At 72.5% G+C, this 24870-nt stretch carries 23 protein-coding genes; 18 read left to right on the top strand and 5 right to left on the bottom strand.

The features are described from left to right. Window positions 1-34: 34 nt before the first annotated feature. The 3 genes from argH to ACIP98_RS17160 all read left to right on the top strand — a co-directional run bounded on the left by argH (window position 35) and on the right by ACIP98_RS17160 (window position 3570). A complete protein-coding gene (argH, locus tag ACIP98_RS17170; protein WP_319665478.1) occupies window positions 35-1462 on the top strand; it encodes an argininosuccinate lyase in 1428 nt (475 codons plus the stop codon). Window positions 1463-1570: 108 nt separating this feature from the next. Continuing rightward, window positions 1571-2134, top strand: a complete 564-nt coding sequence (locus ACIP98_RS17165) for a TetR/AcrR family transcriptional regulator (RefSeq protein ID WP_401976624.1) — start codon at window positions 1571-1573, stop codon at window positions 2132-2134. Beyond that, window positions 2134-3570 (top strand): MFS transporter, encoded by a 1437-nt coding sequence (locus ACIP98_RS17160; RefSeq protein WP_401976621.1) that lies wholly within the window; start codon window positions 2134-2136, stop codon window positions 3568-3570. The genes ACIP98_RS17165 and ACIP98_RS17160 overlap by 1 nt, the downstream gene beginning before the upstream one ends. Window positions 3571-4011: 441 nt before the next feature. Here the strand turns inward: ACIP98_RS17160 and ACIP98_RS17155 are convergent, their stop codons facing one another. Next, window positions 4012-4668 (bottom strand): lysophospholipid acyltransferase family protein, encoded by a 657-nt coding sequence (locus ACIP98_RS17155; RefSeq protein ID WP_319665492.1) that lies wholly within the window; start codon window positions 4666-4668, stop codon window positions 4012-4014. Between the two features lie 302 nt (window positions 4669-4970). Between ACIP98_RS17155 and ACIP98_RS17150 the strand changes: the two genes are divergently transcribed. From ACIP98_RS17150 to ACIP98_RS17140, 3 genes are all read left to right on the top strand, one after another. Further along, window positions 4971-6170: a glycerophosphodiester phosphodiesterase gene (locus ACIP98_RS17150; protein ID WP_401976619.1), complete on the top strand. Its 1200-nt coding sequence runs from the start codon at window positions 4971-4973 to the stop codon at window positions 6168-6170. Window positions 6171-6243: 73 nt separating this feature from the next. Next, window positions 6244-6774, top strand: coding sequence for a sigma-70 family RNA polymerase sigma factor (locus ACIP98_RS17145; RefSeq protein ID WP_401976617.1), 531 nt, complete (start codon window positions 6244-6246; stop codon window positions 6772-6774). A 122-nt stretch (window positions 6775-6896) separates the two neighbouring features. Beyond that, window positions 6897-7400 (top strand): GNAT family N-acetyltransferase, encoded by a 504-nt coding sequence (locus ACIP98_RS17140; protein ID WP_319665473.1) that lies wholly within the window; start codon window positions 6897-6899, stop codon window positions 7398-7400. Window positions 7401-7407: 7 nt separating this feature from the next. Here the strand turns inward: ACIP98_RS17140 and ACIP98_RS17135 are convergent, their stop codons facing one another. Together ACIP98_RS17135 and ACIP98_RS17130 are read right to left on the bottom strand one after the other, a co-directional pair. Continuing rightward, a complete protein-coding gene (locus ACIP98_RS17135; RefSeq protein WP_401976614.1) occupies window positions 7408-7860 on the bottom strand; it encodes a hypothetical protein in 453 nt (150 codons plus the stop codon). Continuing rightward, the gene (locus tag ACIP98_RS17130) at window positions 7853-8221 is read right to left on the bottom strand and encodes a hypothetical protein (protein WP_319665471.1); all 369 of its coding nucleotides are present in this window, start codon (window positions 8219-8221) and stop codon (window positions 7853-7855) included. Before ACIP98_RS17130 ends, ACIP98_RS17135 begins: the two co-directional genes overlap by 8 nt. 457 nt (window positions 8222-8678) lie before the next feature. Here ACIP98_RS17130 and ACIP98_RS17125 point away from each other — a divergent pair, with 457 nt between their 5' ends. The 3 genes from ACIP98_RS17125 to ACIP98_RS17115 are packed head-to-tail and all read left to right on the top strand — an operon-like array spanning window position 8679 to window position 11310. Next, the gene (locus tag ACIP98_RS17125) at window positions 8679-9725 is read left to right on the top strand and encodes a methionine ABC transporter ATP-binding protein (RefSeq protein ID WP_401976611.1); all 1047 of its coding nucleotides are present in this window, start codon (window positions 8679-8681) and stop codon (window positions 9723-9725) included. Then, window positions 9722-10441, top strand: a complete 720-nt coding sequence (locus ACIP98_RS17120; RefSeq protein WP_401976608.1) for a methionine ABC transporter permease — start codon at window positions 9722-9724, stop codon at window positions 10439-10441. Before ACIP98_RS17125 ends, ACIP98_RS17120 begins: the two co-directional genes overlap by 4 nt. Window positions 10442-10479: 38 nt before the next feature. Continuing rightward, window positions 10480-11310 carry a MetQ/NlpA family ABC transporter substrate-binding protein gene (locus ACIP98_RS17115; RefSeq protein WP_319665468.1) on the top strand — a complete coding sequence of 277 codons (831 nt, stop codon included), beginning with the start codon at window positions 10480-10482 and terminating at the stop codon, window positions 11308-11310. A gap of 33 nt (window positions 11311-11343) precedes the next feature. On the opposite strand, the gene ACIP98_RS17110 is transcribed toward ACIP98_RS17115, so the two are convergent. Together ACIP98_RS17110 and ACIP98_RS17105 are read right to left on the bottom strand one after the other, a co-directional pair. After that, window positions 11344-11745, bottom strand: coding sequence for an MmcQ/YjbR family DNA-binding protein (locus tag ACIP98_RS17110; RefSeq protein WP_319665467.1), 402 nt, complete (start codon window positions 11743-11745; stop codon window positions 11344-11346). Window positions 11746-11790: 45 nt separating this feature from the next. Beyond that, entirely contained in the window at window positions 11791-12561 is a 771-nt protein-coding gene (locus ACIP98_RS17105) for a methyltransferase domain-containing protein (protein WP_319665466.1), read from the bottom strand. Window positions 12562-12773: 212 nt separating this feature from the next. On the opposite strand from ACIP98_RS17105, the gene ACIP98_RS17100 reads away from it, so the two are divergent. The 9 genes from ACIP98_RS17100 to ACIP98_RS17060 all read left to right on the top strand — a co-directional run. Beyond that, window positions 12774-13418 (top strand): GNAT family N-acetyltransferase, encoded by a 645-nt coding sequence (locus ACIP98_RS17100; protein WP_319665465.1) that lies wholly within the window; start codon window positions 12774-12776, stop codon window positions 13416-13418. Window positions 13419-13519: 101 nt separating this feature from the next. Continuing rightward, the gene (gene cbiE, locus ACIP98_RS17095; RefSeq protein WP_319665464.1) at window positions 13520-14725 is read left to right on the top strand and encodes a precorrin-6y C5,15-methyltransferase (decarboxylating) subunit CbiE; all 1206 of its coding nucleotides are present in this window, start codon (window positions 13520-13522) and stop codon (window positions 14723-14725) included. Window positions 14726-14975: 250 nt separating this feature from the next. Continuing rightward, entirely contained in the window at window positions 14976-18134 is a 3159-nt protein-coding gene (gene cobT, locus ACIP98_RS17090; protein ID WP_401976603.1) for a nicotinate-nucleotide--dimethylbenzimidazole phosphoribosyltransferase, read from the top strand. Between the two features lie 718 nt (window positions 18135-18852). Then, entirely contained in the window at window positions 18853-20094 is a 1242-nt protein-coding gene (gene cobA, locus ACIP98_RS17085; protein ID WP_401976601.1) for a uroporphyrinogen-III C-methyltransferase, read from the top strand. A gap of 6 nt (window positions 20095-20100) precedes the next feature. After that, a complete protein-coding gene (locus ACIP98_RS17080; protein WP_319665461.1) occupies window positions 20101-20928 on the top strand; it encodes an RNA methyltransferase in 828 nt (275 codons plus the stop codon). 176 nt (window positions 20929-21104) lie between these two features. Next, the gene (gene tal, locus ACIP98_RS17075; RefSeq protein ID WP_401976599.1) at window positions 21105-22250 is read left to right on the top strand and encodes a transaldolase; all 1146 of its coding nucleotides are present in this window, start codon (window positions 21105-21107) and stop codon (window positions 22248-22250) included. Next, window positions 22247-23797: a glucose-6-phosphate dehydrogenase gene (gene zwf / locus ACIP98_RS17070; RefSeq protein ID WP_319665459.1), complete on the top strand. Its 1551-nt coding sequence runs from the start codon at window positions 22247-22249 to the stop codon at window positions 23795-23797. The genes tal and zwf overlap by 4 nt, the downstream gene beginning before the upstream one ends. Beyond that, entirely contained in the window at window positions 23794-24768 is a 975-nt protein-coding gene (gene opcA, locus ACIP98_RS17065) for a glucose-6-phosphate dehydrogenase assembly protein OpcA (protein ID WP_319665458.1), read from the top strand. Before zwf ends, opcA begins: the two co-directional genes overlap by 4 nt. A 1-nt stretch (window position 24769) precedes the next feature. Next, on the top strand, window positions 24770-24870 hold a 101-nt coding region (locus ACIP98_RS17060; protein WP_401976836.1), incomplete at its 3' end, for an NAD(P)-binding domain-containing protein.

Below are 24870 nucleotides of genomic sequence, written 5' to 3'. Positions count from 1 at the left end.
GCACATCGACCCACCGACGGAAGCGAGCGAAGAGTTGAGCAGCAACACCGGTGACGTCCGGCTCTGGGGCGGCCGTTTCGCCGACGGTCCCGCGGAGGCGCTGGCCAGGCTGTCGGCGTCCGTGCACTTCGACTGGCGGCTCGCGCCGTACGACATCGCCGGCTCCCGCGCCCACGCGCGCGTGCTCACCGCGGCGGGCCTGCTGACCGAGGACGAGCTCACGCGCATGCTGGCCGGCCTCGACCAGCTGGAGGCCGACGTCGCCGACGGCAGCTTCACCGGCACGATCGCCGACGAGGACGTCCACACCGCCCTGGAGCGCGGCCTGCTGGAGCGGCTCGGCCCCGACCTCGGCGGCAAGCTGCGCGCCGGCCGGTCCCGCAACGACCAGGTCGCCACGCTCTTCCGGATGTACCTGCGCGACCACGCCCGCGTCATCGGCGGCCTGGTCGCCGAGCTCCAGCACGCCCTGGTCGCTCTCGCCGAGGCGCACATCGACGTCGCCATGCCGGGCCGTACCCACCTGCAGCACGCGCAGCCGGTGCTCTTCGCGCACCACGTCCTCGCCCATGTCCAGGCGCTGTCCCGGGACGCGGAGCGGCTGCGGCAGTGGGACGAGCGCACGGCCGTGTCGCCCTACGGCTCCGGCGCGCTGGCGGGGTCCTCGCTCGGCCTGGACCCGCAGGCAGTCGCGCGGGACCTCGGGTTCGAGCACGGCTCGTCGGCCAACTCCATCGACGGCACCGCCTCGCGGGACTTCGCCGCCGAGTTCGCCTTCATCACGGCGATGATCGGCGTCGACCTGTCGCGGATCGCCGAGGAGGTCATCATCTGGAACACGAAGGAGTTCTCCTTCGTCACCCTCCACGACGCCTTCTCGACCGGCTCGTCGATCATGCCGCAGAAGAAGAACCCGGACATCGCCGAGCTGGCGCGCGGCAAGTCCGGCCGCCTCATCGGCAACCTGACCGGACTGATGGCCACCCTCAAGGCCCTTCCGCTCGCGTACAACCGCGACCTCCAGGAGGACAAGGAGCCGGTCTTCGACTCCTGCGACACCCTCGAGGTGCTGCTGCCGGCGTTCACCGGGATGATGGCCACCCTCACCGTCAACCGCAAGCGCATGGAGGAGCTGGCCCCTGCCGGTTTCTCCCTGGCCACCGACATCGCGGAGTGGCTGGTCAAGCAGGGCGTCCCGTTCCGGGTGGCGCACGAGATCGCCGGTGAGTGCGTCAAGGTCTGCGAGGCCGAGGGGATCGAGCTGGACCAGCTGACCGACGAGCAGTTCGCCAAGATCTCCCCGCACCTGACCCCCGAGGTGCGGACCGTGCTCGACGTGCCCGGCGCGCTGGCCGCCCGCAACGGCCGGGGCGGCACGGCGCCCTCGGCGGTCGTCGTCCAGCTCGCCGAGATCAAGCGGGACCTGGCCGTCCAGCTGGCCTGGGCGCAGGCCAAGAGCTGATCGGCCGCCTGTCCGGCGGTTCGGCCCGGCCGGGGTCCCAGACCCCGGCCGGGCTTCTTTGTCGTCACGTATGAGACGTCAATGTCTCATACGGAGTACCCTTGTCTCATGAGTTTCGATCGTGAGCAGGTCCTGCGCGACACGGCCGACCTGCTGTCCCGTCGCGCCACCGCCTCCATGGACGAGATCGCCAAGGCGGCGGGCGTCAGCCGGGCCACCCTGCACCGGCACTTCCCGGGACGGGACGCGCTCGTGCGCGCCCTCGGCACGCTCGGCATCGAGCAGACCGAGGAGTGCCTGGACGCGGCGCGCATCGAGGAGGGCGACCCCGTCGAGGCCGTCCGCCGGCTCATCACCGAGGCCATGCCCGTCTCCGGCTTCCTCGCCTTCCTCTACGGCGAGAACCAGCTCTACGACCTGGACGAGATCAACGACGGCTGGGCGCGCATCGACGCACGCGTCGCCGCGCTCTTCCGCCGCGGCCAGGAAACCGGCGCCTTCCGCTACGACCTGGCGCCCGCCTGGCTCGTCGAGGCCCTGTACGCGCTGATCGCCGCCTCCGCCTGGTCCGTCCTGGACGGCCGGATGGCTCGGCGGGACTCCGCGCGCATGGTCACCGACCTGCTGCTCGGCGGCATGCTGCGCGCCCCCCGCGAGACCGGGAGCACCTGATGGCCACCCTCGCCCGGGTCACCACCACCCGCCGAGGGGGCCGCGGGCACCCCTCCCGCTGGCTCGCGCTCGGGGTACTGACCCTCGCCCTGCTGCTCGTCGCCGTCGACGCCACCGTCCTGGGCCTGGCCATCCCCTTCCTCACCGAGGACCTGAGGCCCACCTCCACCCAACTGCTCTGGATCGGCGACGTCTACTCCTTCGTCATCGCCGGCCTGCTGGTCTCCATGGGCAGCCTCGGCGACCGCGTCGGCCGCAAGCGGCTGCTGCTCACCGGTACCGCCGCCTTCGGCGCGCTGTCGGTGTTCGCCGCGTACGCCACCACGCCCGGGACGCTCATCACCGCCCGCGCGCTCATGGGTGTCGCCGGCGCCACGCTCATGCCGTCCACCCTCGCCCTGATCCGCACCCTCTTCCCCGACGCGCGCGAGCGCAGCTTCGCCATCGGTGTCTGGGGCGCGGTGTCCACCGCGGGCGCCGCGCTCGGGCCGGTCGTCGGAGGGCTGCTGCTGGAGCACTTCTGGTGGGGCTCGGTCTTCCTCATCAACCTGCCGGTGACGGCCGTACTGCTGGTCGTCGGCGTGCGCCTGCTGCCCGAGTCCCGCGATTTTGGCCGCGGGCCGTGGGACCCGGCGAGCGTCCTGCTGTCGCTGATCGGCATGTTCGGGGTCGTCTACGCCGTCAAGCAGCTCGCCGTCCACGGGCCGGGACCGGCCGCGCTCGGGACCGGACTGCTCGGCGCGGCCTGCCTGTACGGCTTCGTCCGCCGTCAACTCGCGCTGCCCGCACCGCTGCTGGACATGCGGCTGTTCCGGCACCGCGGCTTCTCCGGGGCGGTCCTGGCCGACCTGCTCACGGTGCTCGGGCTCGCCGGGACGGTCTTCTTCCTCTCCCAGTTCCTCCAGGAGGTCCAGGGCCGCTCCCCGCTCCAGGCGGGACTGTGCGAACTGCCCGCCACGCTCGGCGCGGCGGCGACGGGCCTCGTCGCGGGCGCCGCCGCCCGGCGCTGGTCGGTGCGGGGCGCGGTCGCGGGCGGGCTGGGTGCCACCGGGCTCGCGCTGGTCGCCCTGCTGGCCCTGCGGCCCGACTCGGGCTACCTGTTCCTCGGCTCCGCCCTGCTCGTCGTCGGCGCGGGGGCCGGGCTCTCGTACACGGTCACCGCCGACGTCATCCTCTCCAGCGTGCCGCCGGCGCAGGCCGGCGCCGCGTCCGGTGTCTCCGAGACGGCCTACGAACTCGGCGCGGCCCTCGGCATCGCCCTGCTCGGCTCGATCGTCACCGGCATCTCGGGCGGTCCGGCCTCGGCGGCGCCCGCCGCCTTCACCGACGGCCTGGGGGCGGCTTCCGCTGTGGGCGGCGGCGTCCTGCTCCTCGCGGCCGCGGCGGCGTGGCGCCTTCTGCGCGGCCAGCGGCTCGCGGGTTGCGCCCGGCGCTGAGTGCTCCGCGCGGGTGCGTCATGGTTCGCCGCGCCCCTTGGGGCCCTTCGGCGTACCGGCGAATTCCTTTCGCGGGATTGGGCTGATCGTGGCCCGACCGGGCGATGGTGTGTTCCGTGCGGATACATCGTGGCTCGTCGCGCAGTTCCCCGCCCTTTGGGACGCGACGCCGTTCCGGCGCGAGACCCTCGCGCGGTGGCGCTCACGCCCCTGGAAGGTGCCCGGAGGTGCGTTGTGCGCAGAGAGTCGCCGGTGACGTCTGCTCGGGCGCCGCGCGCCGAAGTCGGCTTCTGGCAGTACGTCAGGCACCGCTGCGCCAGCCGATGGTGGCGGTCCCCGGGAGCCGGGGGGCGCACCCGTTCGCCCGAAGGGCGCGGGGCACTGCGTGACCGGCGGCGACGCATCAGTACGCGGCCCCAGGCGGCGCGGGAGGGACGGACGCTACGCGGCCGTCGCGTGGTCGGCGGCCTTGGCCGCCTTGGCCTTGGTGGCGTAGACGTCGACGTACTCCTGGCCGCCCAGCCGCATCACGTGGCTCATGACCTCGTCGGTGACGGCGCGCAGCACGTAGCGGTCGCGGTCCATGCCCTCGTAGCGGGAGAACTCCAGGGCCTTGCCGAAGCGGACCGTGAAGCGGTGGACGCGGGGCACGCCGGCGCCGCCCGGCTGGATGCGGTCGGTGCCGACCATGGCGAAGGGGACGACGGGGGCGCCGGTCATGAGGGCCAGGCGGGACACGCCGGTGCGGCCGCGGTAGAGGCGGCCGTCGGGGGAGCGGGTGCCCTCCGGGTAGATGCCGAAGACCTTGCCCTCGTCGAGGATCCGACGTCCGGTCATCAGGGCGGCGACACCGCCGTGGCCGCCGTCGCGGTCCACGGGGATCATGCCCACGGAGGTGAAGAACGCCGCCATGAGGCGGCCCTTGAAGCCGGGGGTCGTGACGTACTCGTCCTTGCCGATGAAGAAGACCTGCCGCTTGACGACGAGTGACAGGAACATCGAGTCGATGAAGGTGACGTGGTTGCCCGCGAGGATGACCGGTCCGTCGCCCGGGATGTGCTCCGCGCCCTCGACCCTGGGGCGGAACAGCACGCGCATCAGTACTCCGAGCAGCGCCTTGAGGATGATGCGGAACAACGGGTCCTCCGGTCGTGGTCGGCAGAGGTCCGGCGGGACTCTGCGCAGGGTCTCGCTCACCAGTGTGCGCCTCCCCCGTCGACGACGATACTTCCGCGGCGCCGCGACACGCACACCGGGTTCACACGACCGGCACGCATTGTTGATCTGCGTTTCCGCCATGTTCCGACGACGGCCGCCCGGCTGAAAGGACCGCCCGCCTACGATGCGCCCGTCGCTTGGCAGGGACCGGACACATGTTCGGCCGATTCGAGGGAGCGCACATGACGCACGAGCAGCAGGGCCAGGACCAGGGCCGGGGTCCCGGTCGCCGGGCACTGATCGGGGCGGCGGCCGCCTTCGGGGCCGGCGCCTCCGTCCTCGGTGCCGCCGGGAGCGCGGCGGCGAACGGGCGCGAATCCTCGCACGGATCGTCGCGCGGCTCCTCGCACGGACCGGTGAGAGCCCTCCCCGTGCCCACCGTCGTCGGCCACCGCGGCGCCAGCGGCTACCGCCCCGAGCACACCCTCGGCTCCTACCAGCTCGCGCTGGACCTCGGCGCCGACGTGATCGAGCAGGACCTCGTCCCCACCAAGGACGGCCACCTGGTCTGCCGCCACGAGCCCGAGATCGGCGGCACCACGGATGTCGCCAAGCACCCGGAGTTCGCCTCCCGCAGGACCACGAAGACCATCGACGGTGTGGCCACCACCGGCTGGTTCACCGAGGACTTCACCCTCGCCGAGCTGAAGACGCTGCGCGCCGTGGAGCGGCTGCCCGCACAGCGCCAGCACAACACCCTCTACGACGGCCACTGGGAGATCCCCACCTTCGAGGAGGTGCTGCGCTGGGCCGACGAGCAGGGCCGCAAGCGCGACAAGGCGGTGTGGCTGCACGTCGAGACCAAGCACCCCACCTACTTCCGCGGCATCGGCCTCGGCCTGGAGGAGCGGGTCGCCGGGCTGCTGCGCCGCTACGACCGCGACGGGCGCAACTCCCCGCTGTTCCTGCAGTCCTTCGAGCCCACCAGCCTCCAGCGGCTCGGCGCGCTGGGCCTGCGCAACCCCAAGGTCTTCCTGCTGGACGCGGCCACCACCCGCCCGTACGACCTCGTGGTGGCGGGCGACCCGCGCACCGTCGCGGACCTGGTCACCCCGGCCGGCCTGAAGTGGATCGCGGGCTTCGCGCAGGGCATCGGCCCCACCGTCAACCTGATCATCCCGCGGGACGCGGCCGGCAACCTCGGCACGCCCACCACGCTGGTGCGCGACGCCCACAAGGCCGGGCTGATCCTGCACCCCTTCACCATGCGCAACGAGAACGCCTTCCTGCCGGCCGACTTCCGCGTCGGCACCGACCCGAACGCCTACGGCGACGCCTTCGGCGCCTTCCAGGTCTACTTCGAGCAGGGCATCGACGGCATCTTCTCCGACAACTGCGACACCGCGCTGCTCGCCCGCGCGGCCTTCGTCAACAAGGCGTGACTCCGCTGCCGCGCACGGGTGGTTCCCCGGCCAGGGGGCAACCACCCCGCGCGGCACGGGTGTCCCGCCGGACATGACCGCTCACGTACGACACGACGAACTGGCCGGCATCCGGCCGCTGCTCGCCGCCGAGGCCGCGGCCGAATCCGTACCCGGCGCCGTCGAGGCCGCCGACCTCGAGCAGTCCGTGTGGCTGCGCCTGCTGGAGCTCCCCGAACCGCCCGCCGACCCCTCGGCCTGGCTGCGCCGCGCGGTGCGTGCCGAGGCCCGGCTCGCCGGACGGCACGCCCGCCACGAGACGTCGCTGGCTCCGGGTGTGCTGGGGGCGCACGCCGCGGCGCAGGCGCCCACCGCGGAACAGCAGGTGCTCGCCGCCGAGCGGCGCCGCGCCCTGCTGGCCGCCGTGGGCCGGCTGCCGGGGCGCTGCCCTGAGCTGGTATCCGCCCTGATCTCCCGTTCCGACCTCACTTACCGTGAAATCTCCCGGGAGTTGGGAATCTCACAGGGCAGTCTGGGTCCGCTCCGTTCCCGCTGCCTGAGTTGCCTGCGTACGATCCTCGCAACCGGGGTTGCATCTCCCGTACGACGGGGTAATGCACCGTAAACAGTCGGCGACAGGGCGCTTGTGCGCGGCCGCGCCGTGTTTCCGGTTCCAGTCAGGGCAACGTCCTGGGCGCCCCCTCACCCCTTGTGCGCCCGGGCGACTCGAAGGGGAGGCCAGCGCACATGGGCATGAGCGTGACCATCTCTACCGCGATGGGCGAAGACGCCGAAAAGATCCTCAAACTGCAATACCTGTGCTACCAGAGCGAGGCGGAGCTTTACGGCGACTACGGCATCGAACCGTTGACGCAGACCCTCGACGCGCTGCGCGCGGAGCTCACGCAGGGCACGGTCCTGGTGGCCAGGCTCGGCGAGGAGGTGGTCGGCTCGGTCCGCGGCGCGGTCGACGAGGACGGCACCGCCAGCATCGCCAAACTGATCGTCCACCCGCGCATGCAGCGGCACGGCCTCGGCGGCCGGCTGCTGCGGGCCATCGAGGAACGGCTGGCCGACGATCTCCAGGCCAAGCGCTACCGCCTGTTCACCGGTCACCGCAGCGAGTTCAACCTGCGGCTGTACCGCAAGCTCGGCTACGCGCAGGTGGGCACGGCCGAGCCGGTCAGCGGCCGGCTGAGCCTGGTGCACATGGAGAAGCCGGCGGCGCAGACGTACGCCGCCAGCGCCTGAGCGCGGATCAGGAGGCCTTCTGTGGCTGCGCCGCCCGGCGCAGCCACAGAAGGCCGCTGACCGGGATCACCACGGGCAGGAACACATAGCCCATGCCGTAGTCCGACCACACCGTCTGGTCGGGGAAGGCCGAGGAGTCCACCAGCGTCAGCGTGCCCACGGTCAGTACGCCGATCAGCTCCAGCGTGCAGCTGACCAGGGCCACCTTCCGGGCGCCCTCGCCGCCGCGCCACAGCGCCACCGTGATCACCGCGTACACGATCCCGGCGAGCAGGGAGAGCAGGTAGGCCAGCGGCGCCTCGTCGAACTGCAGGACGATCTGCACGATCGCGCGGGACAGCGCGGCGACCGTGAACACCCCGTACAGGGACAGCAGCAGGCGTCCCGGGCCGCGGCCGATCCCCTTGGCGCCGGTGCCGGACGCGGCCTCCGGCGCGGTCCCCTCGGCGGTCTCAGGCACTGACGCCTCCCCAGATGTCGTACAGCCGCACTTCCAGCACGGCCAGGATGAGCCCGCCCGCGGCCACGATCGCCGAGCCCCAGCGGGTGCGCTCGGTCAGCGACATGAAGGCCGCCGCCGGCACCGTGCAGGCCGCCCCGATCAGATAGGCGAAGAAGATCGTCGTCCCGTCGACCGGCTTCCCGCCCGTCGAGACCTTGATCACGCCGATCACCAGCTGGGCGAGTGCCAGCACGGCCACCACGGCCATGCCGATGAAGTGCCAGTCCTTGGTCGGCTGGTCCCGGAAGGCAGCGAAACCGCACCAGGCGGCCAGCAGCAGCGCCGTGGCGGAGACCACGATCGTGAGGACGTCGAGCATGGCGCGACTCTATTACGGTCGGGAACGACCGGATCCCACCCCCCGGCCTGTCCGCATCGCGGACAGCGGGACCGGATATTGGTACGCCGTTCGGCGGTCTGCTTTACTGGTGCGCATGACCACGACGAACCGCCGCTGCCGCGCGACCGAGGCGATGACGCCCGGTGTTCGTCGTATGTGTCGAATGTGTGCACGCTGAGGGCCCACGCCATCTGAGTCTCGCGCCCCGAAGTGAGACCCGCCCCTCCTGCCACGGATCGCACACCCCGATGGACCTGGACATGGAACCGCAGCTGTCCCTTTGCCGCTGCCGGCTGACGCACGACCCCCAGCCGCCCGGCACGCGCTGCTGACTCTCCCCACGCCCCCTCCGGGGCGCAGCCATGCCTGCCGATCGTGAATTCGCCCCCGTGCGCGGCTTTTGCGTGCCGCGCACTCGACAGTGACGGAATCCCCAGTGATCACCACAACGGGCCTGACCAAGGTCTACCGTTCCCACGGCCGGGACACGGTGGCCCTCGACGGCGTCGACCTGCATGTCCGCGAAGGCGAGGTGTTCGGCGTCGTCGGCCGCAGCGGCGCGGGCAAGAGCACCCTCATCCGGTGCGTCAACCTGCTGGAACGGCCCACCTCGGGCACCGTCGAGGTCGCCGGGCAGGACCTCACCGCGCTGGCCGGCCGCTCGCCGCGCGCCGGTTCCGCCCTGCGCGCCGCCCGCGGCCGCATCGGCATGGTCTTCCAGCACTTCAACCTGCTGTCCTCGCGCACCGTCCAGGACAACGTCGAACTCCCGCTGGAGATCCTCGGCGTCTCCGGACGGCAGCGTACGGCCAAGGCCCGCGAACTGCTCGACCTCGTGGGGCTCGCCGACAAGGCGCGCGCCTACCCCGCCCAGCTGTCCGGCGGCCAGAAGCAGCGCGTCGGCATCGCCCGCGCCCTGGCCGGAGACCCGAAGGTGCTGCTCTCCGACGAGGCCACCTCCGCCCTGGACCCGGAGACCACCCGCTCGATCCTCCAACTGCTGCGCGACCTCAACCAGCAGCTCGGCCTGACCGTGCTGCTGATCACGCACGAGATGGAGGTCGTCAAGGCGGTCTGCGACTCCGCCGCACTGATGAAGGGAGGCCGGATCGTGGAATCAGGCAAGGTCACCGACCTGCTCGCCACTCCCGGTTCCGAACTCGCCCACGAGCTGTTCCCGGTCGGCGGTGAACCGTCCGGGCGGGACCGCACCGTCGTCGACCTCACCTTCCACGGGGAGGCCGCGACCGAACCGGTCATCTCGCAGCTCTCGCGCACCTACAACATCGACATCTCGGTGCTCGGCGCCGCGCTGGAGACCGTCGCCGGGCGCCAGGTCGGCCGGATGCGCATCGAACTCCCCGGCGCCTTCGAGGACAACGTGGTGCCGATCGGCTTCCTGCGCGAGAAGGGCCTGCAGGTCGACGTCGCGCCGGCGACCGCCGCCGAGCGGGCCGAGCGGGTCGAGGGGGCCGCGAAGTGACCTGGTCCGAGATGCAGCCCCTGCTGTCGCAGGCCTGCGGGGAAACGCTGGTCATGGTCGGCTGGTCCACGCTGATATCCGTCGCGGGCGGCCTGCCGCTCGGCGTGCTGCTCGTACTGACCGACCGCGGCGGACTGCTCGCCAACGGCGTGTTCTCCAAGGCACTGGGCGCCGTGGTCAACGTGATCCGGTCGCTGCCCTTCGTGATCCTCATGATCTACCTGATGCCGTTCACCAAGTCCCTGGTCGGCACCACGATCGGTCCCGAGGCGATGATCGTCCCGCTGTCGATCGGCGCGATCCCGTTCTTCGCCCGGCTGGTGGAGATCGCCGTCCGCGAAGTGGACTCCGGTCTCGTCGAGGCCGTCCAGGCGATGGGCGGCAGCACCTGGACCGTCGTACGCAAGACCCTCCTGCCGGAGTCGCTGCCCGCGCTGATCTCCGCCGCGACCACCACCGTCATCGCCCTGATCGGCTACTCGGCCATGGCCGGGCTCATCGGTGGCGGCGGCCTCGGCGACCTCGCCGTCCGCTACGGCTACCAGCGCTTCGAGACCGGGCTGATGAACGTGACGCTGGCCGTCCTCGTCGTGATCGTCACCGGCGTCCAGTTGATCGGCGACCTCAGCGCCCGCGGCGTCTCGCACCGCGGCCGCGCCTCCGTCGCCCCCCGGCTGCGCCTGCTGCGCCGGGCCGCCGCCCCCGAGACCTCCTGACACCCGCACCACCGACACCGCTCAGAAAGGCACTTTTCGTGCGTACCCCTGTCAAGATCACCACTGCTGTCCTGGCCGCCACCGGTCTCGCCCTCGGCCTGGCCGCCTGCGGCTCGGACTCCGGCTCCACCAAGGACAGCGCGAGCGACCCGCTCGTCGTCGCCGCGAGCCCGGTCCCGCACGCGGAGATCCTGGACTTCATCAAGAAGAACCTGGCCGCCAAGGCCGGACTCAAGCTGGAGGTCAAGGAGTTCAGCGACTACGTGACGCCGAACACCGCGACCGAGGACGGTGACGTCGACGCCAACTACTTCCAGAACCAGCCCTACCTGGACGACTTCAACAAGAAGAAGGGCACCCACATCGTGCCCGTCGTCACCGTCCACCTGGAGCCGCTGGGCCTGTACTCCAGCAAGCTGAAGTCCGCCGACGCCATCAGGAGCGGTGCGACCATAGCCCTCGCCAACGACGCGGTGAACGAGGCCCGCGGCCTCGAACTGCTCGCGGCCAACGGCCTGATCACCCTCAAGGACGGCGTCGGCAACGAGGCCACCCCCGCCGACGTCACCGGCAACCCGAAGAACCTGAAGTTCAAGGAGCTGGAGGCGGCCCAGCTGCCGCGCTCCCTGGACGACGTCGACGCCGCCGTCATCAACGGCAACTACGCCATCTCCGCAGGCCTCAAGCCCGCCCAGGACGCCCTGGTCCTGGAGTCCGCGAAGAACAACCCCTACGGCAACTTCCTCGCCGTCAAGGAGGGCAACGAGAAGGACCCGCGGGTGCTCAAGCTCAAGAAGCTGCTCACCTCTCCCGAGGTGAAGAAGTTCATCGAGGACACCTACGCCGGCTCCGTGATCCCCTCCTTCTGAGCCCTCGCGCGCCCAGGCGGGGGCGGCACCGTGTCACCGTGTGCCGCCCCCGCGGTCCGGGTCCGCCGTCGCTCCCGCCCAGTCCAGCCGCAGCTGCTCGGCCCGGGGCAGCCGGGACACGATCAGGTCGTACGAGTCCTCGATCATCTCGCGCACCAGGCGGTCGGGCAGCGAGCCGTCCAGAGTGACGGTGTTCCAGTGGCGCTTGTTCAGGTGCCAGCCGGGGGCGATCGCCGCGTGCTCCGCGCGCAGCCGCACCGCCAGTTCGGGATCGCACTTCAGGCTCACCTGGAGCGGTTCACCGCCCAGCGCGCTGATCGCGAAGATCTTCCCGCCGACCTTGAAGACGGTCACCTCCGCGTTGCGCGGGAACGGGTTCTCCTCGCTCACGCCGTTGAAACCGAGGCAGAAGCCCCTGAGCCGGTCCGTGTCCATCCGCCCATTCAACAGGGCGGCACCGACAGCCACGGCCGCGCGGCCTCAGAGCCGGCGCACCCAGTACGCATCGGTCGTGTACGGCATCTCGATGGCGCCCCTGCCCCGCGTCGCGTCGTGACCGGCGAGCACCGCCTCGACCTCCGCGCGCACGCGCTCCTGCTCCGCGGGGTCCATCACCGCGATGTGGCTGGAGGACGTCATGCGCTCCACCACGTCCGACACCGTCGTCGAGTACGGGTTGGGCCAGTGCCGCTCGTACACCTGCGACCAGCCCTCCCGGTCGGCGAAGGCCTTGCGCCAGCCGCCGTCCAGCGGGCTCGGCAGGTCCCGCGGCGCGAGCCGGAAGACGATGTCCTGGTAGTCCCGCACCCACGGCACGGAGGTGTCGTAGGTGTTCCACACCAGCGCCAGCGACCCGCCCGGCCGCAGCAGCCGTTCCACCTCGGCCAGCGCCTCGTCCTCCTGGAACCAGTGCCACGACTGCGCCGCCACCACCACGTCCGCGCACCCGTCGGGCAGCCCGGTCGACTCCGCGGTGCCGGCCGTGACCCGCACCTTCGGCAGCCGCAGCCCCGCGAGCCGGTCCCGCATCTCCGCCACCGGCTCCACCGCGACCACCTCGGCCCCGGTCAGCGCCAGCAGCCGGGTGAACTTGCCGGTGCCGGCACCGAGGTCGATGACGGTGCGCCCGGCCTCGAGGGCCAGCGCCTCCGCCAACTCGGCCAGGGCAGCCATGGGGTACGAGGGCCGCGACCGCTCGTAGACACCCGCCGCCCGCTGATATCCGACTCCTGCTGCGTGGTGCACCGTCACGCGGGCAGACGCTAGCAGGACCGTATGACCACAGGGGGAGCGGACCTGCGGAAAAGCCGAAGAACAGCATGCCAACTGCGCTCGTCGCGGGGGTGGTTGCCCGTACCCTTGACCGACGGCCGCAGGGCCACCGCGGCCACCCGGTCCTGCGGGTGACCCGATGGATGCTGCATGCTGTGCACTTCACACATGTCCTTGCTACGGAGCGTCGAATGACCAGCTTTCCGGAGATCTCCATCAGTACGGAGCGGCTGGTGCTGCGCCCCTACGAGGAGGCGGACATCCCCGCGCAGGCGGAGATGATGAACGACGAGTCCGTGGTCGCGTGGACCTCCGTGCCGCACCCCTACAGCGAGGCCGACTCCCGGGCCTTCCTCACCGAGACCGCCCCCGCCGAGCGGGCCGCCGGCCGCGGGGTCGTCTTCGCCGTGACCGAGTTCCTCACCCAGCGGCTGGTCGGCACCGTCCACCTGCAGCGCGCCGACTGGCGCATCCGCAGCGCCGAGGCGGGCTACGTCATCGCGCCCTGGGCACGCGGCGAGGGATACGCCGCCGAGGCCGTGCTGGCCGCCGCCCAGTGGCTCTTCGACGACCAGAAGTTCGAGCGGCTGGAACTGCGCACCGCCGCCGACAACGCCGCCTCCCAGCAGGTCGCCCAGCGGATCGGCTGCGTCAGCGAGGGCGTGCTGCGCAACGCGGGCCTGGTCCGCGTGCGGCCCGAGGGGGAGGCCGACGGCCGCTGGGAGCAGATCCGCACCGACCTGATCGTCTGGAGCCTGCTCCCCGAGGACCTCGACGGCCTGACCGGACGCGCCTCGGACGGCTCGGACTACGCGGCCTACGCCGACTGGCAGTGAGCACCCCGTAGGGCAAGATCCGGGGCGGGGTACTGTGCACACCCCGGGGAAGACGTGCCCCGGGAAACCACACCGCGACGCGCCCAGAAGGCAGGACGACGATGGCCGACCGTGTCACCGTGATCGGGTGGGACGGCTCACCACCGGGCGAGGCCGCGCGCTCCGCGCTGGCCGCGGCGACCCTGGTGGCCGGAACACGGCACCACCTCGCACTGCCCTTCGTGCCGGAGGAGGCCGAGCGGATCGTGCTCGGCAGCATCGACCTGGCCGCCCGCCGCATCGCCCGGCATCGCGGCACCGCGGTCGTGCTCGCCGACGGCGACCCCGGGTTCTTCGGCGTCGTACGCGCCCTGCGCGCACCCGAGCACGGCCTGGAGGTGGAGGTCGTCCCCGGCGTGACGTCGGTGGCGCAGGCCTTCGCGCGGGCCGGCATGCCGTGGGACGACGCACGGGTCGTCGTCGCGCACGCGCGCACCCTGCGCCGCGCCGTGAACGTCTGCCGCGCCCACCCCAAGGTCGCGGTGCTGACCGCGCCCGGCGCCGGTCCGGCCGAACTCGCCCTGCTGCTCGGCGACGAGCACCGCACCTTCGTGATCTGCGAGGCGCTGGGCACCGAGCAGGAGCAGGTCACCGTCCTCACCTCCGACAAGGTCCCCGACCACACCTGGCGCGACCCCAACGTCGTCCTGGTCGTCGGTGCCGCCCCCAGCGCGCCGCCCGTCGCCTCCGGGCAGGCGAGCTGGCTGGCCGGCGGCGACCCCGCTCCCGCGGACCGGGTCCGCGGCTGGGCCCTTCCCACCGAGCGGTACGCGCCGGTGGACGGCCCGGCGCAACTGCGCGCTCTTCAACTGGCCCGGCTCGGACCGCGCACCGGCGACCTGGTCTGGGACATCGGCGCGGGCGGCGGCGCCGTCGCCGTGGAGGCCGCGCGCTTCGGCGCGGCCGTCATCGCGGTCGACCGGGACGCGGCGGCCTGCGACCGCGTCGAGGCCACGGCACGGGACTTCGGGGTGCAGGTGCGCGTCGTGCACGGCGAGGCGCCGGAGGTCCTCGAGGACCTTCCGGAACCGGACATCGTGCGGATAGGCGGCGGCGGAGCGGAGGTCGTCGAGGCGTGCGCCGCGCGCCGGCCGGAACGGATCGCCGCGAGTGCCGCGAACCGGGACGAGGCAGAAGCCGTCAGAAGCGCTCTGGAAGAGGGCGGATACGCCGTCGAATGCGCGTTGTTGCAGGCTGTGGAGCTGGACTCGGACTGGACGGAGCGGGAGCGCACGGTGGTGTTCGCGCTCCTCGGCCACCGCAGGTAGGCCATGTGTTGCGCCCGTATTGCGACCGGTTTGAGGTGAACCCCCGCTGAGCACGCGCGGGCACACGCACGGTAGGCTGGCGGACCGCTGTGCCGTCGTCGTGCGTTGACGTCGACTGAGGGCTGATCAGTATCGATCAGTATCGGTCACTCCCCGCCGACGTGCCGCTTGCAGCCCACGCTCGTTCTTGCTGTGGGCAGTGTGTGCGGCGCAGCGTTGGAAGGAGCGAACCGATGGGCGAGGGGCACGCATGACTGACACCGGCCAGGTCCCGGGTGAGGGACTGCCGGAGAACGCAGGCGGAGAAGCGGTTCTGCAGCCGCACGCCGACCTTCCCGGCCTTCCCGGCAGCGGTGCGCAGCAGCCGGTCGTCCCGACCTGGGAGACCGACCCGCTGAACGCGCCGGTTCCGCCCGCCGCATACGCCTACCTCGACCAGCCGGCGGGCCCCGCGGTCGCCGACGAGGACGAGGAGATGCTGCTGATGCCCGGACTGCAGGGGTCGTGGGCCGACCCGCAGCCGGTGCCGCCGCCGCCCGTCGCGCCCGCCGGTGTCCCGGTCGCGCCGGCCCCCATGGCCGAACCCGCCCCGATGGCGCACGAGACCCACGTACAGGTCCACGAGCCGCTGCCCGGCGGTCCTCATGAGCACGACGCCCACGAGAGCGGCGGCCGCGACTCGGTCTCCCTCGACTACTCCGCCGTGCGGGCCTCGGCGACACCGCCCGCCGGTGTCCCCATGCCGGGCACGGTGGCGGCCGAGCAGCCGCAGGGCGTCCCGGTGGAGCCAGTCGTCCCGGCCCCCGCGCCCGCGCCCGCGCTCGAGACCCTGACGCCGGAGCCGGTCGTGCCGGAGGCCCCGCAGGCGTTCCAGGAGCAGGTCCCGGCCGCACCGGCACCCGTCCGGCGGCCGCTGCACATGGGCCCGCCCATCCCGGACCCGTCCAACGGCGGGGGTGTCGTACGGTCCCTGGCCGACCGCGGGCCGGCGACGCCCGCCCCGCAGCCCGTGCCGGCCACGCCGCCGCCCGCGGTGGCGGTGCAGCCGGTACCGGAGACGCCCGTCGCGACGACCCCGCTCGCGCCGGTGCCGCCGTCCGTCGAGACCCCGCTGCGTCAGGCCGGGCCGCCGACGACCGGCCCCGAGTATCTGGACATCCCGCGCGACGAGCCGTCCGTCGCGGTGCCCGCCCCGGGGGCCGCCTGGTCGGCGCCGGAGCCCGTGGAGACGCCGTTCACGCCGCCCGCCCCCGCCGCGCCGCAGGCGGAGGAGGTCGTGGTGGTACCCGCTCCGGCGCCGGCGCCCGAGCCGGTCGCGGAGGCGCTGCCCGAGCCGGTCGTGGCGGAGCCCGAGCCGGTGGAATCCCCGGACGAGCCGCTGCCGTTCGGCATGGAGCCCGAGACCGTCGTCCCCGAGACCGTCGTCCCCGAGCCGGTGGCGGAGGTCGTCGAGGTCGTCGAGGTCGTGGAGATCGCCGAGGTCACGGATGCCGCCCCGGCCGCCGTGATGCCCGAGCCGGTGGAACCCGCCGGGCCCGGCGAGCCGGTCGAGCCCGTCGTGTCCGCCGACGCGGAAACCGTGGAGGCGGTGGAAGCCGCGGACGCCGCGGACGCCGTCGAGGCCGCCGAATCCCCGGAGCCCCCTGAGGACGAGGACGCCCCGGAGCCGCAGCTCCCCGTGGCCGAGGGCTACGACCCCGCCGTACGGGACGCCGTCCACCGCGTCATCCGCGAACGCCGCGACATCCGCAACGGCTTCCGGAACGACCCCATCCCGCACGAGGTGCTGATCCGTGTCCTGGAGGCGGCCCACACCGCGCCCAGCGTCGGCCACTCCCAGCCCTGGGACTTCGTCGTCATCCGCTCCGCCGAGACCCGGCAGCGCATGCACGAACTCGCCATGCAGCAGCGCGACGCCTACGCCAAGTCCCTCCCCAAGGGGCGCGCCAAGCAGTTCCGCGAGCTGAAGATCGAGGCGATCCTCGACACCCCGGTCAACATCGTCGTCACCGCCGACCCCACCCGCGGCGGCCGCCACACGCTGGGCCGCTACACCCAGCCGCAGATGGCGCCGTACTCGTCGGCACTGGCCGTCGAGAACCTCTGGCTGGCCGCCCGTGCGGAAGGCCTCGGCGTCGGCTGGGTCAGCTTCTTCGACGAGCGCGAGATGGTCCGCGAACTCGGCCTCCCCGAGCACCTGGAGGTCGTCGCCTACCTGTGCGTCGGCTACGTCGACGAGTTCCCCGAGGACCCGGAGCTCGTGCAGTCCGGCTGGTCCAAGCGGCGCCCGCTGGCCTGGGTCGTCCACGAGGAGGAGTACGGCAACCGCGCCCTGCCGGGCGAGGAGCCGCACGACCTCCTGGAGGAGACGCTGCGCGGCATCCGCCCGCTCGACGCCAAGGCGCTCGGCGAGGCGTGGGAGCGGCAGAAGCGGATGACCAAGCCGGCCGGCGCGCTCGGCATGCTGGAGATCATCTCCGCGCAGCTCAGCGGCCTGTCCCGGCAGTGCCCCCCGCCGATCCCCGAGCCTGCCGCGGTCGCCGTCTTCGCCGGCGACCACGGTGTGCACGCGCAGGGCGTCACGGCCTGGCCGCAGGAGGTCACCGCCCAGATGGTCGCCAACTTCCTGGGCGGCGGGGCCGTGTGCAACGCCTTCGCCAACCAGGTGGGCGCCGAGGTCTGCGTCGTCGACGTCGGCGTCGCCTCCGAACTTCCCAGCACGCCCGGGCTGCTGCCGCGCAAGGTGCGTCCGGGCACGGCCGACTTCACCGCCGGCCCCGCGATGTCCCGTGAGGAAGTGCTGCGGGCCATCGAGGTCGGCATCGAGACCGCGCGCGATCTCGTCGCCGCGGGCAACAAGGCGCTGCTGACCGGTGAGATGGGCGTCGCCAACACCACCGTCTCCGCGGCCCTGATCTCCGTCTACACCGGGGTCGACCCGGCGGAGGTCACCGGGCGGGGCACGGGCATCAACGACGAGATGCACGCACGCAAGGTCGACGTCGTCCGGCGGGCCCTCGAGCTCCACCAGCCCGATCCGTCCGACCCGATCGAGGTCCTCGCGGCCATCGGCGGCCTCGAACACGCCGCGATGGTGGGCCTGTTGCTCGGTGCCGCGTCCCTGCGGACGCCGGTCATCCTCGACGGCGTCAGCGCCGGCGCGGCCGCGCTCGTGGCGCGTGCCATCGCCCCGGAGGTCCTCGCGGCCTGCATCGCGGGACACCGCAGCGCGGAGCCCGGTCACCGGGCCGCCCTCACGAAGCTGGGGCTGCGGCCGCTGGTCGACCTCGACCTGCGGCTGGGGGAGGGGACGGGGGCGTTGCTGGCGCTGCCGTTGGTGCAGAGTGCTGCGCGGGCGATGCATGAGGTGGCGACGTTCGACTCCGCGGGGGTCACGGAGAAGTCCTGACGGCCCTGTCCGGCTAGGTTTTTTCCCCGCCCGCCCTCCCGTGTGCCCGGCAAGGTCTGGGCGCCCCGGCGCGCGTGTGGGGTGGGCCGGGTGCGGGGCCTCCGGGGCTGCACGTCCTGGACTGGGATATTTACGCGCGTTTCCAGCACTTGCTCATCCCGTCCCTGCCCGGATGGTGCGCACAAATATCCCGCAGCGTCCAGAACATCCACCCCTACGACCCCGCCCCCTCCGTAGTTCCATGCGCCTGATCCCCGGAGGGGGGTGTGTGGGCGGTCCGGGTGACCGCGGTTGCCTGACTCCGCCCCTTCGGCGTGCCGCGCGATGGCTGGCCCCGCGGACTGCGTTGCGCCAACGGGCGGCCCCGGGCACGGTGCCGCTATCACCACCCCCCGGGGATCAGGCGCGACAACTTACGGAGGGGGCGGGGTCGGAGGGGTGGGTGTTCTGGACTGTGGAGCATATTTGGGTGCATGACCCGGGGTGGTCAACGGCAGGTACCGGAGGCACCTAAATGTGCTGTCCAGAATGGCCAGCCCCGGAGGCCCCGCACCCGGCCCCCACGAAACGGGCGCCGGGGTCACTGACTTCCTGGGGCACACGGGAGGGCGGGCGGGGGAGAAACGCCACCCCAGTCACATCGTAGGGTTGAGGGGCGGAACCCCACCCCCCTCGCGCCGCAGGCGCGCACCGCACGACGACAAGGAGCCGCACGACCATGACCGCCGAGCGCAGCGACGCCGTACCCGCATACCCCGTCGGACTGCGCCTCGCAGGTCGCCGCGTGGTCGTGCTGGGCGGCGGACAGGTCGCCCAGCGCCGGCTGCCGACGCTGGTGGCCGCGGGGGCGGACGTCGTCCTGGTGTCGCCGTCGGCGACCCCGTCCGTGGACGCGATGGCCGCCGCCGGCGAACTGCGCTGGGAGCGGCGCCGCTACCGTCCGGGGGACCTGGCGGACGCCTGGTACGCGCTGATCGCCACGGACGACGCGGAGGCGAACGAGGCGGCGTCCGCGGAGGCGGAGTCGCGGCGGGTGTGGTGCGTGCGCAGCGACGACGCCGACGCGGCGACCGCGTGGACGCCCGCGACGGGGCGGACGGACGGGGTGACGGTCGCCGTGCTGACCGGGCGCGATCCGCGCCGGTCCGCGGCGGTGCGGGACGCGATCGTGGAGGGCCTGCGCGACGGTTCGCTGGCCGCGCCCCAGCACCGGGGCCGCACCCCGGGCGTGGCGCTGGTGGGCGGGGGGCCGGGCGACCCGGACCTGATCACGGTGCGCGGTCGCCGGCTGCTCGCGGAGGCGGACGTGGTGATCGCGGACCGTCTGGGCCCGCGTGATCTGCTGGACGAACTGCCGCCGCACGTCGAGGTGATCGACGCCGCGAAGATCCCGTACGGCCGCGCGATGGCGCAGGAGGCGATCAACGCCGCGCTGATCGAGCACGCGAAGGCGGGCAAGGCCGTCGTGCGCCTGAAGGGCGGCGACCCGTTCGTGTTCGGCCGGGGCATGGAGGAGGCGCAGGCGCTGGCGGAGGCCGGGATCGTCTGCACGGTGGTGCCGGGTATCTCCAGTTCGATCAGCGTGCCGGCCGCCGCGGGCATCCCGGTGACGCACCGGGGCGTGGCGCACGAGTTCACCGTCGTGAGCGGCCACGTGGCCCCGGAGGACCCGCGTTCCCTGGTGGACTGGGCCGCGCTGGCCCGCCTGCGCGGCACGCTGGTGCTGCTGATGGCGGTCGAGCGGATCGCGCCCATCGCCGCGGCGCTCGTGGCGCACGGACGGGGCGCCGACACGCCTGTCGCGGTCGTCCAGGAGGGCACGACGGCCGCGCAGCGGCGCGTGGACGCGACGCTCGCCACGGTGGGCCGGCGGGTCGCCGAGGAGGGCGTACGACCGCCCGCGGTGATCGTGATCGGCGAGGTGGTGGCCGTGGGCGCCGAGTTCCGGACGGGGCGGTAGTACCCCGTGGCTGAGATCGTCACCATCGACGACCCCGACGACCCGCGGCTGCACGACTACACGTCGCTGACCGACGTCGAGCTGCGCCGCCGCAGGGAGCCCGCGGAGGGCCTGTTCATCGCGGAGGGCGAGAAGGTCATCCGGCGCGCCCGGCAGGCCGGCTACGGCATGCGCTCGATGCTGCTGACGGCGAAGTGGGTCGACGTGATGCGGGACGTCATCGACGAGGTCTCCGCGCCGGTGTACGCCGTCGACCCCGGCCTGGCCGAGCAGGTGACCGGCTACCACGTGCACCGTGGTGCCCTGGCGTCGATGCAGCGCAAGCAACTGCCCGATCCGCGGGAGCTGTTGGCCGGCCCTGGCCCGGGGCAGCGCCGTGTCGCGATCTTCGAGGACATCGTCGATCACGCCAATATGGGCGCGGCCTTCCGCAACGCGGCCGCTCTGGGGGTGGACGCCGTGCTCCTCACCCCGCGCTGCGCGGACCCCCTCTACAGGCGGGCGGTGAAGGTGTCCATGGGGGCTGTCCTCGCCGTTCCGTACGCCAGGTTCGCGACATGGCCGCGTGACGCGGATCTCGTCCGGGAGCACGGGTTCGCGCTCGCGGCTCTGTGCCTGTCGGCGAGTTCCATCACACTCGACGAGCTCGCCGACCGCCGGCACGAGCGGCTGGCCCTGATGCTGGGCACGGAGGGGGAGGGCCTGTCGGCCGGGGCGCTGCGGGCCGCCGACGAGCACGTGCGCATCCCGATGGAGGCCGGTGTCGACTCCCTGAACGTGGCCGCCGCCTCGGCTGTCGCCTTCTACGCCACCCGGCGGCCCGGCAGCGGCTGACGTCGCCACCGGGGCGATTAGTTTAAGTCTAAATTACCGGTGTACGGTCTTCTGAGGCGCACTGCGCGGACCCCCGGGCAGCCCTCCGGCCCGGGCGCTCCACCGGCCGGGGGAGGCGCCGGGAGGACCGGGAATCGTTCGCACGCCCCCACGGTTGATGCGAGCGCAGAAAGAAGATGATCACAGTGAACGAAGCAGCTACCGCTCCCGCGGAACCGTTGCGGCGCCTGGCCGCCGCGGGAGTATCGATCTGGCTCGACGACCTCTCGCGCAGACGGATCACCACCGGCGACCTCGCCGAACTCGTGGCATCGGAGCGGGTGGTGGGCGTCACCACGAATCCGTCCATCTTCCAGGCCGCCATCGGCTCGGGAGAGGACTACCGGGAGCAACTCGCCGAGCTGGCCGTGCGCGGGGTGACCCGCGACGAGGCGGTCCGCATGATGACCGCCGCCGACGTCCGGGACGCCGCCGACGTGCTGCGGCCGGTGTACGACGCCACCGGCGGCCGGGACGGCCGGGTGTCGATCGAGGTCGACCCGCGTCTCGCCCACCACACCGCCGCCACCGTCGCCGAGGCCAAGCAGCTGGCCTGGCTGGTGAACCGCCCCAACGTGATGATCAAGATACCGGCGACCGAGGCGGGTCTGCCGGCCATCGCGGAGGTCATCGGCCTCGGCATCAGCGTCAACGTCACGCTGATCTTCTCGCTGGAGCGCTACCGCGAGGTCATGGAGGCCTACCTGACGGGCCTGGAGAGGGCGAAGGCCGCGGGCCTGGACCTGTCCCTGATCCATTCGGTGGCGTCCTTCTTCGTGTCCCGCGTGGACAGCGAGATCGACAAGCGCCTGGAGAAGATCGGCACCGAGGAAGCCAGGGGCCTCAAGGGCAGGGCGGCACTCGCCAACGCCCGGCTGGCGTACGAGGCCTACCAGGAGGTCTTCGCGGGGGAGCGCTGGACCGTGCTCGCCGCCGCCGGCGCCCACGAGCAGCGCCCGCTGTGGGCCTCGACGGGCGTGAAGGACCCCGCGTACAAGGACACGCTCTACGTCGACGAGCTGGTCGCCCCCGGAACGGTGAACACCATGCCCCAGGCGACGCTCGACGCCACCGCCGACCACGGCCGCATCGAGGGCGACACCGTCACCGGCCGCTACGACGGCGCCCGCGCCGACCTCGCGGCGGTCGAGCGGCTGGGGATCTCCTACGGCGAGGTCGTGAAGCAGTTGGAGGACGAGGGCGTGGCGAAGTTCCAGGCCGCCTGGGACGACCTGCTGGCCGCGGTCGGTGCCGCACTGAACGAAGGAGTCGACGCGGAATGAGCACGGCCGAGACCGGACCCGCCGCATCGTGGTCCAACCCCCTGCGGGCCCCCGGCGACCGCCGGCTGCCCCGCATCGCGGGACCGTCGGGCCTGGTGATCTTCGGGGTGACCGGTGACCTGTCCCGCAAGAAGCTGATGCCGGCCGTCTACGACCTCGCCAACCGCGGGCTGCTGCCGCCGGGTTTCTCGCTCCTGGGCTTCGCCCGCCGCGAGTGGGCGGACCAGGACTTCGCCCAGGTCGTGCACGACTCCGTGCGCGAGCACGCCCGCACGCCGTTCCGCGAGGAGGTCTGGCAGCACCTCGCGGAGGGCATGCGCTTCATCCCGGGCGACTTCGACGACGACGTCGCGTTCAAGCAACTGCGCGCCACCGTCGACGAACTGGACGCCTCGCGCGGGACCAGCGGCAACTACGCCTTCTACCTCTCCGTGCCGCCGAAGTTCTTCCCCACGGTCGTACGGCAGCTGAAGAAGCACGGGCTCGCCGACGCGCCCGAGGGGTCGTGGCGCCGGGCGGTCATCGAGAAGCCGTTCGGCCGCGACCTGGACAGCGCCCGGCAGCTCAACGGGCTCGTCCACGAAGTCTTCGCCCCGGAGCAGGTGTTCCGGATCGACCACTACCTGGGCAAGGAGACGGTCCAGAACATCCTGGCGCTGCGCTTCGCCAACACGATGTTCGAGCCCGTGTGGAACCGCTCGTACGTGGACCACGTGCAGATCACCATGGCCGAGGACATCGGCATCGGCGGTCGCGCGGGCTACTACGACGGGATCGGCGCCGCCCGCGACGTCATCCAGAACCACCTGCTGCAACTCCTGGCGCTGACCGCCATGGAGGAGCCCGCGGCCTTCGACGCCGAGTCGCTCCTCACCGAGAAGCTGAAGGTGCTGCGGGCGGTCAAGCTCCCCGCCGACCTCGGCGGTCACACGGTGCGCGGGCAGTACGCGCACGGCTGGCAGGGCGGCGAGGAGGTGCCCGGCTACCTGGAGGAGACCGGCATCGACCCCGCGTCGACCACGGACACCTACGCCGCGATCAAGCTGGAGGTCGACAACCGCCGCTGGGCGGGCGTCCCCTTCTACCTGCGCACCGGCAAGCGGCTCGGCCGGCGGGTCACGGAGATCGCGGTCGTCTTCCAGCGCGCCCCGCACTCCCCGTTCGACCCGAAGGCGACTCAGGAGCTGGGCCAGAACGCGATCGTCATCCGGGTCCAGCCGGACGAGGGCGTGACGGTGCGCTTCGGCTCCAAGGTGCCCGGCACCTCGATGGAGATCCGGGACGTGACCATGGACTTCGCCTACGGCGAGTCCTTCACCGAGTCCAGCCCGGAGGCGTACGAGCGGCTCATCCTCGACGTGCTGCTCGGCGACGCGAACCTCTTCCCGCGGCACCAGGAGGTCGAGGAGTCCTGGAAGATCCTCGACCCGGTCGAGCGGCACTGGGACCGGCACGGCAGGCCCGCGCAGTACACCGCGGGCAGCTGGGGCCCCGCGGAAGCCGACGAGATGCTCGCACGAGACGGACGGAGCTGGCGCAGGCCATGAGGATCGATCTGACCGACACCACGGCAAGCCGCATCAACAAGGCCCTCGTGCGCGCCCGCCGCGCGATCGGATCCCCCGCCGTGGGCGTGGTCCTGACCATGGTCATCGTGACCGACGAGGAGAACGCGCACGACTCCCTGAAGGCCGCCGAACAGGCCTCGCAGGAGCACCCCTCGCGCATTCTCGTCGTCGTCAGGCGGCCGAGCCGCGCCCCGCACCGGCGCGTCGCCTCCCGCCTCGACGCGGAGGTCCGCGTCGGCTCGGACGCCGGCTCCGGCGAGGCGGTGCTGCTCAGGCTGTACGGCGAGGTGGCCGAGCACGCCGACTCGGTGGTCCTGCCGCTGCTGCTGCCGGACGCCCCCGTCGTGGTCTGGTGGCCCGTGGACGCGCCCGCGGCCCCGGCGCGGGACCCCCTGGGCGTGCTCGCCCAGCGCCGTATCACCGACGCGTACGCCGTCGAGCAGCCGCTGGAGCAGCTGGCGGCGCGGGCCGCGTCGTACGCGCCCGGCGACACCGATCTGGCGTGGACCCGGCTGACGCCGTGGCGCTCGATGCTCGCCGCCGCCCTCGATCAGGCCCGTGCCCGGGTCACCTCGGCGGTCATCGAGAGCGAGGCCGACAACCCCAGCGCCGAGCTGCTGGCCGGCTGGTTCGCCGACCGCCTGCACGTGCCGGTCGAACGGGTCGTCACCGCCGGGCCCGTCGTCACCGCGGTCCGGCTCCGCACCGGGCAGGGCGACATCGTTGTCGACCGTCCGGAGGGCGCTGTCGCGAGCCTGTCCATCCCCGGGCAGCCCACGCGCGTCCTGGCCCTGAAGGTCCGCACCACGGCGGAACTGGTCGCGGAGGAGCTCCGCCGTCTCGACCCCGACGAGGCGTACGCCGCGGCGCTCCGGGCAGAGGTCAAGGCGCCCCCCGCGGCCGCCGCCCCCGAGGACGGTTCGTCCCACGAACAGCGAAGGAACGCGTGACATGCAACTCGGTCTCATCGGTCTCGGCAAGATGGGCGGGAACATGCGCACCCGCATCCGCCAGGCCGGCCACACGGTCATCGGCTACGACCGCAACCCGGA

Origin of the sequence: Streptomyces sp. NPDC088354, from assembly GCF_044753585.1 — a bacterium.
Taxonomy (GTDB): Bacteria; Actinomycetota; Actinomycetes; order Streptomycetales; family Streptomycetaceae; genus Actinacidiphila.
The sequence above is the reverse complement of the archived record's forward strand: the minus strand, read 5'-3'. Positions and strand labels throughout refer to the sequence as shown.

What these genes read in the sequence shown, in the direction of transcription:
- ACIP98_RS17165 (WP_401976624.1), top strand. Translation starts at nt 1,571, where the DNA reads ATGAGTTTCGATCGTGAGCAGGTCCTGCGCGACACGGCCGACCTGCTG.
- ACIP98_RS17160 (WP_401976621.1), top strand. Translation starts at nt 2,134, where the DNA reads ATGGCCACCCTCGCCCGGGTCACCACCACCCGCCGAGGGGGCCGCGGG.
- ACIP98_RS17155 (WP_319665492.1), bottom strand. Translation starts at nt 4,668, where the DNA reads ATGCGCGTGCTGTTCCGCCCCAGGGTCGAGGGCGCGGAGCACATCCCG.
- ACIP98_RS17150 (WP_401976619.1), top strand. Translation starts at nt 4,971, where the DNA reads ATGACGCACGAGCAGCAGGGCCAGGACCAGGGCCGGGGTCCCGGTCGC.
- ACIP98_RS17145 (WP_401976617.1), top strand. Translation starts at nt 6,244, where the DNA reads ATGACCGCTCACGTACGACACGACGAACTGGCCGGCATCCGGCCGCTG.
- ACIP98_RS17140 (WP_319665473.1), top strand. Translation starts at nt 6,897, where the DNA reads ATGGGCATGAGCGTGACCATCTCTACCGCGATGGGCGAAGACGCCGAA.
- ACIP98_RS17130 (WP_319665471.1), bottom strand. Translation starts at nt 8,221, where the DNA reads ATGCTCGACGTCCTCACGATCGTGGTCTCCGCCACGGCGCTGCTGCTG.
- ACIP98_RS17110 (WP_319665467.1), bottom strand. Translation starts at nt 11,745, where the DNA reads ATGGACACGGACCGGCTCAGGGGCTTCTGCCTCGGTTTCAACGGCGTG.
- ACIP98_RS17100 (WP_319665465.1), top strand. Translation starts at nt 12,774, where the DNA reads ATGACCAGCTTTCCGGAGATCTCCATCAGTACGGAGCGGCTGGTGCTG.
- cbiE (WP_319665464.1), top strand. Translation starts at nt 13,520, where the DNA reads ATGGCCGACCGTGTCACCGTGATCGGGTGGGACGGCTCACCACCGGGC.
- cobT (WP_401976603.1), top strand. Translation starts at nt 14,976, where the DNA reads ATGACTGACACCGGCCAGGTCCCGGGTGAGGGACTGCCGGAGAACGCA.
- cobA (WP_401976601.1), top strand. Translation starts at nt 18,853, where the DNA reads ATGACCGCCGAGCGCAGCGACGCCGTACCCGCATACCCCGTCGGACTG.
- tal (WP_401976599.1), top strand. Translation starts at nt 21,105, where the DNA reads ATGATCACAGTGAACGAAGCAGCTACCGCTCCCGCGGAACCGTTGCGG.
- zwf (WP_319665459.1), top strand. Translation starts at nt 22,247, where the DNA reads ATGAGCACGGCCGAGACCGGACCCGCCGCATCGTGGTCCAACCCCCTG.
- opcA (WP_319665458.1), top strand. Translation starts at nt 23,794, where the DNA reads ATGAGGATCGATCTGACCGACACCACGGCAAGCCGCATCAACAAGGCC.